This is a genomic window from Mangrovitalea sediminis (assembly GCF_002514725.1).
GTDB lineage: Bacteria > Pseudomonadota > Gammaproteobacteria > Pseudomonadales > Oleiphilaceae > Mangrovitalea > Mangrovitalea sediminis.
In genome coordinates this window covers 565250-576702 of the sequence record NZ_NTLB01000001.1, presented here as the reverse complement: position 1 = coordinate 576702, position 11453 = coordinate 565250, and the positions used below count along the sequence as shown (strand labels likewise).

The following is an 11453-nucleotide window of genomic DNA, read 5'->3' as shown; positions in this document are numbered from 1 at the left end:
GGGAGTATGGAAACGAGATCAGTCGATGTTGCCATCGTAGGAGGCGGGTCTGCCGGTATGGTGGCCTATAGCGCTGCCCGTAAGGTCACGGACAAGGTAGTGTTGATCGAAGGCGGCGTATACGGCACTACCTGCGCCCGAGTGGGCTGTATGCCCAGTAAGTTGCTGATCGCCGCCGCGGAAGCGGCTTACAGCATGACGCACGCCGAACAGTTCGGCGTGCGTAGCCTGGGCGTTGAGATCGACGGCCGGGCGGTGTTGGAGCGGGTCCGTCGGGAGCGCGACCGTTTTGTGGGTTTCGTTCTGGACACCATCGACCGCATTCCGGATGAGCATCGCGTGCAGGGCATGGCACGGTTTGTCGATGCCCGTCACCTCATCGTCGACGACCATCTGGACATTGTGGCGGACCGGGTTGTCATCGCGACGGGTTCCAGCCCCTTTGTGCCGGATGTGCTCAAACCGGCGGGCGATCGCCTGCTGATCAATGACAGCCTTTTCGAATTGGACACCCTGCCGGCGTCCGTCGCCGTCTTTGGTCCAGGGGCCGTTGGCCTTGAGCTGGGGCAGGCATTGAGCCGTCTCGGCGTGGACGTCCGACTGTTCGGGACCAGCGGTAAAGTCGGCCCCCTGCGCGACAAGGCCATTCAGGCCTATGCACTGAAACAGTTCAACACCGAGTTCTATCTCGATCCGGCTGCCCAGGTCGAGAGCGTCAGCCGGACCGGGAATGGCGTCGAGATACGTTACCAACACCGTGAACGTGGCGAGGTGGTGGAAACCTTCGACTACGTCCTGGCCGCGACCGGGCGGCGACCCAATCTGGCGGGTCTCGACCTGCAGGCCGCCGGACTGGCGCTCGACGAGCGGGGGATACCGCTGTTCGACCCCTATACGTTGCGCTGCGGCCAGAGCTCCATCTTTATCGCTGGCGATGCGAATAACGCATTACCCCTGTTCCACGAGGCCATTGATGAAGGGCGTATCGCCGGCGCCAACGCTGCACGTTTTCCCGATGTGCGCGTCTCGCATCGCCGGACGCCCTTGGCGGTTGTGTTTACCGAGCCACAGATTGCCCAGGTGGGATTGTCGTTGGATCAGATCGAAGCCCGTCATCCCGGTTGCTTCGCCATTGGGGAGGCGTCTTTTGAAAATCAGGGGCGTAGCCGGATCATGGGGGCAAATCGTGGATTGATGCGCCTATATGGCGAGCAGGGCAGTGGCCGCTTCCTGGGCGCGGAGATTTTCGGACCGGAAGCGGAACATCTTGGCCACTTGCTGGCGTGGGCGGTACAGAAAATGATGACGATCGGCGATATGCTGATGATGCCTTTTTATCACCCGGTGGTCGAAGAGGCGATACGCTCAGCCTTGCAGGACCTCAATCACAAGTTGCAGATGGATGAGAAAATCCTGGAAAAATGCCTGGAGTGCGGGCCGGGCATCTGACGTTCGGCTACAGAGCGCTGATAACCATTCGCTATCACTTTTATTTTTATAATTGATTTAATGTTTTTGGAGCCGGCAGTTAAGGTAGAACCAATTCGCAAATACATCCGGCAAAGGAGATTGCAATTATGACGAAGAATGCGATTGGTCTCGATACCCAAAAAACGGCGGAGTTGGCCGACGGGCTGAATGATCTGTTGTCCAACTATCAGGTCTTTTATATGAACGTGCGCGGCTATCACTGGAATATCAAGGGCGACAAGTTTTTCGAGTTGCACGCCAAGTTTGAAGAGCTGTACAACGACCTGCTGTTGAAAATCGATGAAATCGCCGAACGGGTGCTGACGCTCGGCCATCGTCCCGCGCATGCCTACAGCGCATACGTCGAACGTTCTGAGATTGACGAGCGCAAAGACGTCAGTAGTGGGGTGGAAGCGGTGCGTAACATCGTCGACAGCTTCGCCTGCCTGCTCGACAAGCAGCGTCGGCTGCTGAAACTGTCAGACGAAGCCGATGACGCGGGGACCAATTCGCTGATGAGCGATTATGTGACCGCACAGGAGAAACTGGTCTGGATGTACCGGAGCTTCCTGGGGGAATGATACCTCCGCACCCATAAGCAGGAATGCACGGAAGGCTTTGGCCTTCCGTTTTTTGTGGGCGGGCGTTAGGTAGAGCTTTGCAAAGGGGCGTGGGCCAAGGGTCATTAATGCTCTGGCTTATCCTGTCGCCTGGATTTTGCGGAATCGGGTGTTTATGCTCTGTCAGGGCTGAGTGTTTTCAGTGCAGTGATCTGAACCGTCTCCTGCCCGGAGATGCGTGCTTTCAGGCCGTCGTTGCGAGAGCGATCCTGTCTCGCGTGAGCGTCGGTGACTCCGGTTTTTCGCCCAAGATCAATAATAACTCTGGTTATGAAACGGTTGCGCCGCGCTATCTTTCAGTATGTGATCTCTGGTGTGTGGAATTTTCCTGGAAGGGATGTTCCCGGGGTCTATCGTCTGATAGGCCTATCAATGAAAGGAGTCTTCTGCCGCTAAAGAATCACGGGTCTCCAGACCCGTCAGCTTTGAAAGAGGGACGGCAGGAAGCCGGCCCGCTGGCGCCTGCCGTGGCGGCACCTGTCTGCCGAGTGTTCCGTCGCAATAACAATAACGTTCAGGGAGGACTTAAAAAGGAACGATGATGCCGAAACTGCGCTCAAACACCGATTTACCGCTCCAATTCGCTTTGCTCGCCGTTGCAGTCGGGATTGCCGCCGGCTTTGGTGCCCTGGTCTTCCGGGCCCTGATTGCCTTCTTTCACAACCTGTTTTTTCTCAAAATGGTGTCGCTGCACTACGACGCCAATGTGCATACGGTGCTGGGGCCCTGGGGTGCCTGGGTCATCCTGGCGCCGGTGGTAGGGGCTGTTCTCGTCGCTTTTCTGGTCAAGAACTTCGCGCCGGAAGCGAAAGGGCATGGTGTGCCAGAGGTGATCGGCGCCATCTACTATACCAACGGTGTCATCCGGCCCGTCGTGGCATTGATCAAGTCCCTGGCATCTGCGATCTCCATCGGTAGCGGTGCTGCGATCGGTCGTGAAGGCCCGATTATCCAGATCGGCTCCGCCTTTGGTTCGACGCTGGGGCAGATGATCAACATGCCGCAGTGGCAGCGTTTCACCTTGATTGCCTGCGGCGCGGGCGGCGGTATTGCCGCGACCTTCAACACGCCCATTGGCGGGCTGCTGTTTGCGATAGAACTGATTATGCCGGAGGTCAGCGCCCGGACGCTGATTCCGGTGGCGTTGGCCACCGGTGCGGCGACCTTTGTGGGACGAAGCGCCTTCGGTGACCATCCGGCGTTCCAGATTCCAGCCTTGGTTCTGGGGCCGACGCACCTGGCGACCACCGCCACCATCGTGGCCTACCTGCTGTTCGGCCTGCTGCTGGGTCTGATGTCCTGGCTCTACATCCGCGCCATCTACCAGTTTGAAGACTGGTTCAGCCGGATTCCCGGTAATTACTACAGCCGCCACGTTCTGGGCATGCTGATTGTCGGGATCATGATGTATTCGTTCATGCACTTCAGCGGCCAGTATTACGTCGAGGGCGTCGGGTATTCCACGGTGCAGGACGTACTGACCCACACGCTGGGTAATCCGTGGTTTTTGCTGCTGCTGTGCTTCGCCAAGTTACTGGCGACCTCATTGACGCTGGGGTCTGGCGCTTCGGGCGGTGTGTTCTCTCCCTGCCTGTTTATCGGCGCCACCCTGGGTGGGGCAGCAGCCGTGCTGTTCAATCAGCTCTTGCCCGGAGCCCACCTGGATATGGCCAGCATGGCGGTGATCGGCATGGCCGGCATGGTGGGGGGGACGACAGGGGCTGTGGTGACCGCCATCGTCATGATTTTCGAAATGACCCGGGACTACAACATCATCATTCCGCTGATGATCACCGTTTCGGTCGCCTTCGGTATGCGCCGGTTGTTGATCAATGACAGCATCTACACCCGCAAACTGTCGCTCAGGGGACAGCATGTGCCGGATAGTCTCCAGACCAACCTGTACCTGCTGCATACTGCGAGCCAGGCGCTCAGCCGTCCGGTGCATTGCGTGGATGCCCAAGCCGATATTTCTGAGATTCGCTCCCATGCAGGGCAATTGTCGCGCTCCGACCTGGTACTGACTTCAGACGGAAAACCGACCGCGATCGTGCTCAGCGAGTGGCTGCCGGCGCTGAGGAAACTGCCGGACGGGCCGGTTAGGGAAGTGCTTGAGCCCTACCTGGATGATGCCTTCATCGTCGTCGGCAAACAGGAAATGCTGTTCGATGTTGTCGGTCGCATGCGACGTTCGGCGTCTGGCGCGGCGCTGGTGTCGAATGACCGGAATGACAGCCGGCCCGAAAGTCTGCTCGGCGTGTTGAGTTGGGAAGATATGTCGCGCAACAGCAAGCTGCCGGTCTCGTTGCTGCAGAAACAGCATCCGTCCGAGACGAACTGACGAGACGTTCCCCTCGCCCCGGGCTGGGGCGGGGGCGACCCGCCATCGTCTAATGCCGGTGCTTTCCCCGCCAACCTTCAGCCTGCCTTCAGTGCCGGTACTTCCGTATGCAGGAACCAGCGGTTGGTCACCACATGGCGGGTGAACCAGTGCGATCGCATCAGTCTCGCTGCGATGCGGGTTTTCGCCCACTCTGGCAGATCCCAGCCAGACTTGCGGTCGGCCGACCGTAAGCCGAAGCGCTGAGCGATCGCCGTGGCATAGGATTGCAGCGACGAGGTGCTGTAATCAGGCAATGTCTGAATGATGTCGGCAGCGATCAGGGCAGACTCGATGGCCGGACGAATCCCTTCACCGCTCTGCGTATACGCCAGACCGGCTGCGTCGCCGATCAGCATGATACCGTCTCCGATCAGCGGCCTGTCCGCATGCTCGTAAAGCAGGTACGCGTGTCCCTTGAAGCGTGACGGCATATCGTCGGGAATGCGTCCCTTGGCCTTCATTTCGTCGACAAAGGCGTTGAGATGATCGGTCAGGCGGTGATTATCCTCGCGTCCCAGGCCTATATTGAGGTAGCGGCCTTTGCGGAAAACCCAGGCATAGCCTTTGAGGTCGTCGCAGAACCAGAGCTCCGGGATATCCTCTCGGACGCCACACCGTGCTGCCTGCTCGTCGTTCATTTCGAACTCAATTTCTTTTGCGGCCACCGCCGTTTCGTGCTTGCCTGGACCCTCGCCAAGGTGCCGGGCCACCGGGCAGAAATGACCGCCGGCGCCGACCAGGAGAGGTGCCCGGTACTCGCCGTTGATCAGCCACTGTCCTTCCTGGCGTTCGATGGTTTTGACGCCGGTCCCCAAGGCCTTGTCGACATCCACCCGGCTTAACAGGTAGTCATCGAATTCGCAGCGGCGGATGCCGTAGCTGACCGGCTTGTCGCCATGGTCGTTTTCCACCGCATCCTGACCCATCATGCCGATACGGAATCCGTGTATCGGCTGCATGATGTTGCTGGCGGCGTAGTCATGGCGGTCCACCTGCAAACTGTCGAGCACCGCCGGCGTCACCCAGCCGGCACAGGTCTTGTCGCGGGGAAATGTCTGTTTATCGATGATCAGCAGGCGTTTGCCGCTGTCGCGTAAAGCCCATGCCAGACTGGAACCCGCAGGGCCTCCGCCGACGATAATCAGGTCATAGTCGGTCATACGTCCCCCTCTGCCGGGCTGGCCGGAGTGGCGTAGAGGTGTTTCCGGTTACGCGGCACCTCGTTGTTTTCGGCGTGGGTAAAGACGGCCTGGAACAACTGCAGCGATCCGACATTGAAGGCGGCGATCGAACCGGCGAGGTAGAGACGCCACGCCCTTACGAAGGCTTCGTCATACATGTCGAGGACGGTCTGCTCGGACTCGTCGAAGCGTTCCAGCCAGTGCTCTATCGTGCGGGCATAATGGAGACGCAGGTTTTCCACATCCAATACCGAGAAGTCGCCGGCTTCGCAGATGCTCATCATCTCGGTAATGCTGGGAGGGTATGAGCCGGGGAAAATGCGCTTCTCGATCCAGGCATTGACCCGGGACGGCTGATTGCGGCCGATACTGTGCAGCAGAGCCAGGCCGTTCGGCTTCAGGGAACGTTTGATGACGGCGGCCAGCTCCGGATAGGTCTCGACGCCGACATGCTCGAGCATGCCAATGGAGACGAAGGCGTCGTATTGGCCCCGGATGTTGCGGTAGTCGTCCTCGACGTACTCGATGCGACTGCTGAGCCCCTGCAGCTTGGCCTGCTCGCGGGCAAAGCTCAGCTGTTCCTTGGAGATATTGAAGGCGCGTACCTTGACGCCGTGATGCCGGGCCATGTAGCGGGCGAGTCCGCCCCAGCCACAGCCGGCTTCCACGACGGTCTGGCCGGGCTTCAGCTGTAGCTTGCGGCAGACATGTTCCAGCTTGGCCAATTGTGCCTGTTCGAGAGTGAGGTCCGGCGACTCGTAGTAGGCGCAGGTGTACTGCATTTCAGCCCGGTCGAGCCAGAGCTTGTAAAAGTCGTTTCCGAGGTCGTAGTGGTGCTGGATGTTGTTGCGGGCGTCGTTGAGGCTGGTTGAGCGCGGTGCATGATTGCGCCAAAGGGGCTTGAGCCAGATCGGCATGTCGCGTTCGGCCTTGCTGGTCGCCATGTAGATCTCGCCGAGCAGGTTCGGCAGATCCCCCTGCACGTCCAGGCGCCCGGCGCTATAGAGGTCGCCGAAGGCCAGATTGGGGTTTCCCATCAGTTCGTAGAGTGCGAGACGGTCTTTGAGCTTGATGACGAAATCGGGGCGTGCATCGGGGGCGACTATGCGCTCTCCATCCCAGAGTTCCAGTGCCAGGGGCGGTGCTCCTGCCAGGCTCAGTAACTTCTCCGCGAGCCAGCGTTCCGGCATCAGCGGGGCGCCGGCGAGCCGGTGTTCCGACATGGGGATGGAAAGAATATGGTCTCGGCTCGAATCCATTTGTTCAGCGTGCTTCGAGCCATTGGACGTGGCCTGCTTCTGCATTGCTGTATCTCCCTTTCTCTGCTTCCAGCGAGTGGGTCGAACGCGGTAAACCTCAACGAATTCCGGAAAAACACGACAAAAAGTATACGAATCTCATTCGCCTTAGCTCAAGCGGACTTTCTTATTTAGGTCATACGTTAAAACTATTGCCGGGTCTCTACCATAGTGTCAATTGATCGGCCCCGGGGCGTCGGAACAGATCGGTTCGCAGTGCGGAGGGCTCGCGCTGGTTCAGTGACAGCTTCCGGCATTGGCGCGCGAAGCGCTGACGCAGAAGCTCTGCATAAGGGCCGCTGCCGGCCATGCGTTTGCCGAAGGTGCTGTCGTAGACCTTGCCGCCGCGCAGGTCCTCCATACGGTGCATCACATGGCGGGCCCGATCGGGAAAGTGATCTTGCAGCCAGGTTTCGAACAGCGGGGCGACTTCAAGCGGCAGACGCAGAAGGACCCAGCCGGCCCGTTGGGCGCCTGCCTCTGCGGAGGCATCGAGTATGGCCTCCATTTCATGGTCGTTGATAAATGGAATAACCGGGGCTACCAACACGCCGGTTGGAATGCCGGCAGCCCTCAGCTCGCGCACCACCTTCAGGCGGGTGCCCGGTGCCGCCGTGCGGGGCTCCATGATGCGCTTCAGGTCGTTATCCAGCGTCGTGATGCTGACGAAAACACTGCAAAGGCGCTCCCGTGCCAGTGACGACAGCAGGTCGATATCTCTGAGGATCAGGGCGCTTTTGGTGATCAGGCTGACGGGGTGGCGATATTCCCAGAGCACCTCCAGCAACTCACGGGTGATGCGTCGTGCCTTTTCGACCGGTTGGTAGGCATCGGTATTCACGCCGAGGGCGATGGGTTTGCATTGGTAGCGGGGTTTGTCGAGGGTTTGACGCAACAGGTTTGCGGCATTGGGTTTTGCGATCAGTTTCGTTTCGAAGTCCAGTCCGGGAGAGAGGTCCCAGTAAGCGTGGGTCGGTCGCGCAAAACAGTAGATGCAGCCATGTTCGCAACCGCGATAGGGATTGATCGACTGGTCGAAAGGCACGTCCGGTGAGCGGTTCGTACTGATGATGGTGCGGGCCTGCTCTTCGACAACGGTGGTGGCGATGGAATCAGGCGTTGCCCAGGTATTGTCCTCCGTGGCGGCAACGAAGTGCGGGCGTTCGTCCGCCACCGTTTCGATGCGGCGCGGTTGATAGCGGTTGTGTGGATTGTTACCGGTGCCTCGGGTTTTCATAGCGCCAAATGACTGGTTATTTGTACAGTGTTTCAATGCTACGCCCGGTTGACGCCGGGCGCAATAGCTTCTCGCCTAAGCCGCCCTTCACCCGTTATTATGGGCCCGATCCTGGGGCAGGCCTGAGTGAACCGGTAGCGCGCGAGGTCAGGGCGGCTTGACGTGCCGTAGGGCAGAGTGTGAGTGAAGAGGCATAATATGGATATTATCGAGTCGTTCGATCTCATCAGGGATATTCTGGGCACACCCAATCCGGCAACCTATAAAAAGATTCAGCCACGCCTGAACGCACGGATGATGCGTTTTGTCGAAAAATCGCCGTTGGCCATGTTCGCTACGGTGGATGCTGAAGGGTTTCCTACCATCTCGCCAAAAGGCGATGAGCCCGGTTTCATCAGGGTTCGCGACGCCCATACGCTGTTGTTGCCGGAGCGCAAGGGCAACAAGCTGGCCTTTTCGCTCGAGAACCTGATGAGCCACCCGGAAGCTGCCTTGATCCTGATGGTTCCCGGTACGCCGGAAACCCTGCGCATTCACGGCCGTTGCCGGGTTGTCCGTGATGAAGTGCTGAACCGGGAGCTGGCATCGGCGACGCAGGACGCTCTGTTGGTGATGGAGATGAGCGTGGTCACATGCTACTTCCAATGTGCCAAGGCCTTCCTGCGGAGCAAAGCCTGGTCCCCCGCGTCCTGGGGGCCGCGTGAGAAGATTTCTTTCGGCGAGGAGATTTTCGGAACATCTGCAGATGCGCGGGATGCCGTGCAGTCGCTGGATGCCGGGGTCGACGAGCGCTACAAGACGGACCTGTGACGGTGCGGCCCGGGCCCTGAGCGCAAGAACGTACAAAACGCTTCAGGCCATCTGCGTTATCCTGTTCCGGCAGAGGCTTCAGGTTGATTCGGCATGACACAGGCGTTGAAAGATCAGGCTCAGTTCTTTAGGGCGGAAGACCTTGGTGGCCTGGCGTTGCTGTAGGCACGCTATCATCGACAGCGTTTTCACGGCGTTCCCATGACGGCTAAGCGATTGGCCTTATCGAAAGGGGGCCTGGCAATTCCATCGTCGTGGCGGCAGATTGCGGATTTACCGGCCAGCGTCACCCGACCCGCCACTGCAGGCGAGTCATGGGCGTGACGACTGGGGTTTACCTACAACAGCACTCGGGTTGACGCCATAAGTCACCAAACACCCGCAAGAATATACAAGACCGGACGGGGCGGGCCGCATAGGCTATTCCCGGTCCGGGTTCTGGAGTTTCCGTATTGTGACATCATCAAAACGACAGGCTGTGTTGATCGGCGCTCGCGATACCCTGCCGCTGGTCGTGGCGGCAATGCCATTCGGCGTCGTTTATGGGGCCATGGCGCAGACCGCAGGTTTGAGTCTTTGGGCCACGCTGGGAATGTCGGCTTTTGTCTATGCCGGATCTGCCCAGTTCATTGCGGTCACGCTGTTGGGAGCCTCGGCGGCGATTCCGGTGATCCTGCTGACGGTGTTCGTTGTCAATGCCCGGCACCTGCTGTATTCGGCCAGCCTGATGCCCCACGCGTCGCGCCTGCCACACTGGTTTCGGGTCCCCATGGCGTTCTGGCTGACGGATGAGACGTTCGCCGTGGTATCGAACCGGCTGACCCAGCAGCCGCCCAAATCGGAACTGCCCTGGTACTACCTGGGCTCGGCGCTACTCATGTACGGCAACTGGCTGGCTTGTACGGGCGTGGGCGTCGTGCTTGGGCACCGTATTCCGGACCTGACCCACTGGGGGCTTGATGTCGCGATGATCGTTGCCTTTATCGGTATCGTGGTGCCGGCCCTGCGTCGTCATTCCCATTGGGCTTGCGCCCTGGTTGCGGGCGTTTCGGCCCTGCTGACCCATGACTGGCCGAATCAGAGCGGTCTGTTGTTCTCTGCGGTCCTGGCGATTGTGGTTGGTGCCGGGCTGGAAAAGGTGTCGGAGGTGCGACATGGCTAGCTGGTGGCTGATCGCCGGTATGGCCCTGCTGACCTTTATTCCACGCTACCTGCCGTTGCGGTTCGCCGGTCGCCTGCAGATTCCCCGCGAATTGGAGCGTGCGCTGAATTATGTGCCCATCGCGGTGCTGACCGCTATTGTGGTGCAGGCCACACTGATCCAGCATGGCGGTATCGATGCCTCACTGCACAACCACCGGCTTATTGCAGCGCTTTGCGCCTTCGCCACTGCACTGATCTGGCGCCGTCTGTTTCTGACCGTCGTCGTCGGATTGGCGACTTTCGCCCTGGTAGGGTGGTTGGGCTGAGTAATCGGGGTTTGACGATGAGAGTGATTCGTGGCCGCGAGTTCGTGGCAGATCGCGCTTGGGGCGCGTTGGATATTGCCAATATGGCGGGCACCACTGTGCGCCTGCACTGGACGGACCAACCCTACCGGTGGCATATCAACGATGGCGAAGAAGTCTTTGCCGTGTTGGATGGCATTGTCGATATGCATTATCGTGAAGAGGGCGCTGAAAAGGTGGTAACGCTGAGGTCCGGTGATGTGTTTTTTGCCGGTGTCGGTTGCGAACACGTTGCGCATCCCCGAGGTGAAGCCCGTGTGCTGGTGGTAGAGAAAGACGGCAGTGTCTGACGCGAGAGGTGATCCATGCTCAGCCTGACAACGGTTGGGGTATTTGCGCTGGCGTCGATTGTATTGGCGCTGATCCCGGGGCCCGATATGCTTTACATTGCCACTCGCTCCGTAGCCCAGGGGCGCAGTGCGGGGGTGGTCTCGGCGCTAGGCGTGCATGCCGGCGTATTGATTCATACGCTGGCGGCGGCGCTGGGATTGTCGGCGTTGATCGCAGCTTCGGCAGTCGCCTTCAGTGTGGTCAAGTTTGCCGGGGCGGCCTATCTGGTCGTTCTGGGGATCAAGACGTTGGTCAGCAAGAGCGAGTCGTTCGATGTGAAGGTGACGTCGAAGGCGAAGCTGGGCGAGATTTTCTACCAGGGGTTGGTGACGAATGTGCTCAACCCCAAGGTGATTCTATTTTTCCTGGCGTTTCTGCCCCAGTTTGTCGATCCTGCGCGAGGTAGCGTCTCCCTCCAGTTGCTGCAGTTGGGTTTGTTGTTGTTCATCGTGACGCTGCCCATCGATATTTCAGTCGGTCTGGCGGGAGGTGCCGTAGGTGCCTGGCTGAGTGCGCGTAGCCATATGCAGGCTGCAAGCAAGTGGTTCACCGGCGCCGTATTTATCGCATTGGGGATTGGTACGGCCTTGCATGGGTCCCGAAAACTCTAGTGTTG

The 11453-nt window shown here is 59.3% G+C and carries 11 protein-coding genes; 8 read left to right on the top strand and 3 right to left on the bottom strand.

Annotation, left to right across the window (positions count from 1 at the left end):
* The first annotated feature begins 6 nt into the window (after positions 1-6).
* The 3 genes from CLR77_RS02785 to CLR77_RS02775 all read left to right on the top strand — a co-directional run bounded on the left by CLR77_RS02785 (position 7) and on the right by CLR77_RS02775 (position 4431).
* Entirely contained in the window at positions 7-1449 is a 1443-nt protein-coding gene (locus CLR77_RS02785) for a dihydrolipoyl dehydrogenase (RefSeq protein WP_097459051.1), read from the top strand.
* A 128-nt stretch (positions 1450-1577) separates the two neighbouring features.
* Complete coding sequence (locus CLR77_RS02780; RefSeq protein ID WP_097459050.1) at positions 1578-2051, top strand: Dps family protein; 474 nt, start codon at positions 1578-1580, stop codon at positions 2049-2051.
* Between the two features lie 577 nt (positions 2052-2628).
* Positions 2629-4431, top strand: coding sequence for a chloride channel protein (locus CLR77_RS02775; protein WP_097459049.1), 1803 nt, complete (start codon positions 2629-2631; stop codon positions 4429-4431).
* A 77-nt stretch (positions 4432-4508) separates the two neighbouring features.
* On the opposite strand, the gene CLR77_RS02770 is transcribed toward CLR77_RS02775, so the two are convergent.
* The 3 genes from CLR77_RS02770 to CLR77_RS02760 all read right to left on the bottom strand — a co-directional run bounded on the left by CLR77_RS02770 (position 4509) and on the right by CLR77_RS02760 (position 8189).
* A complete protein-coding gene (locus tag CLR77_RS02770) occupies positions 4509-5633 on the bottom strand; it encodes an NAD(P)-binding protein (RefSeq protein WP_097459048.1) in 1125 nt (374 codons plus the stop codon).
* Entirely contained in the window at positions 5630-6958 is a 1329-nt protein-coding gene (locus tag CLR77_RS02765; protein WP_097459047.1) for an SAM-dependent methyltransferase, read from the bottom strand. Before CLR77_RS02765 ends, CLR77_RS02770 begins: the two co-directional genes overlap by 4 nt.
* Before the next feature lie 157 nt (positions 6959-7115).
* Positions 7116-8189 (bottom strand): PA0069 family radical SAM protein, encoded by a 1074-nt coding sequence (locus tag CLR77_RS02760; RefSeq protein WP_097459046.1) that lies wholly within the window; start codon positions 8187-8189, stop codon positions 7116-7118.
* Between the two features lie 198 nt (positions 8190-8387).
* On the opposite strand from CLR77_RS02760, the gene CLR77_RS02755 reads away from it, so the two are divergent.
* The 5 genes from CLR77_RS02755 to CLR77_RS02735 all read left to right on the top strand — a co-directional run bounded on the left by CLR77_RS02755 (position 8388) and on the right by CLR77_RS02735 (position 11448).
* Complete coding sequence (locus CLR77_RS02755; RefSeq protein ID WP_097459045.1) at positions 8388-8999, top strand: MSMEG_1061 family FMN-dependent PPOX-type flavoprotein; 612 nt, start codon at positions 8388-8390, stop codon at positions 8997-8999.
* 454 nt (positions 9000-9453) lie between these two features.
* The gene (locus CLR77_RS02750; protein ID WP_227519777.1) at positions 9454-10161 is read left to right on the top strand and encodes an AzlC family ABC transporter permease; all 708 of its coding nucleotides are present in this window, start codon (positions 9454-9456) and stop codon (positions 10159-10161) included.
* On the top strand, positions 10154-10468 hold the full coding sequence (locus CLR77_RS02745) for an AzlD domain-containing protein (protein ID WP_097459044.1): 315 nt from the start codon (positions 10154-10156) through the stop codon (positions 10466-10468). The genes CLR77_RS02750 and CLR77_RS02745 overlap by 8 nt, the downstream gene beginning before the upstream one ends.
* A 17-nt stretch (positions 10469-10485) precedes the next feature.
* Complete coding sequence (locus tag CLR77_RS02740) at positions 10486-10797, top strand: cupin domain-containing protein (RefSeq protein WP_097459043.1); 312 nt, start codon at positions 10486-10488, stop codon at positions 10795-10797.
* A 15-nt stretch (positions 10798-10812) separates the two neighbouring features.
* Positions 10813-11448, top strand: coding sequence for a LysE family translocator (locus tag CLR77_RS02735; RefSeq protein ID WP_097459042.1), 636 nt, complete (start codon positions 10813-10815; stop codon positions 11446-11448).
* Positions 11449-11453 lie beyond the last annotated feature (5 nt).

Coding starts and splice junctions, on each gene's coding strand:
- CLR77_RS02785 (WP_097459051.1), top strand. CDS start 7: ATGGAAACGAGATCAGTCGATGTTGCCATCGTAGGAGGCGGGTCTGCC.
- CLR77_RS02780 (WP_097459050.1), top strand. CDS start 1,578: ATGACGAAGAATGCGATTGGTCTCGATACCCAAAAAACGGCGGAGTTG.
- CLR77_RS02775 (WP_097459049.1), top strand. CDS start 2,629: ATGATGCCGAAACTGCGCTCAAACACCGATTTACCGCTCCAATTCGCT.
- CLR77_RS02770 (WP_097459048.1), bottom strand. CDS start 5,633: ATGACCGACTATGACCTGATTATCGTCGGCGGAGGCCCTGCGGGTTCC.
- CLR77_RS02765 (WP_097459047.1), bottom strand. CDS start 6,958: ATGCAGAAGCAGGCCACGTCCAATGGCTCGAAGCACGCTGAACAAATG.
- CLR77_RS02760 (WP_097459046.1), bottom strand. CDS start 8,189: ATGAAAACCCGAGGCACCGGTAACAATCCACACAACCGCTATCAACCG.
- CLR77_RS02755 (WP_097459045.1), top strand. CDS start 8,388: ATGGATATTATCGAGTCGTTCGATCTCATCAGGGATATTCTGGGCACA.
- CLR77_RS02745 (WP_097459044.1), top strand. CDS start 10,154: ATGGCTAGCTGGTGGCTGATCGCCGGTATGGCCCTGCTGACCTTTATT.
- CLR77_RS02740 (WP_097459043.1), top strand. CDS start 10,486: ATGAGAGTGATTCGTGGCCGCGAGTTCGTGGCAGATCGCGCTTGGGGC.
- CLR77_RS02735 (WP_097459042.1), top strand. CDS start 10,813: ATGCTCAGCCTGACAACGGTTGGGGTATTTGCGCTGGCGTCGATTGTA.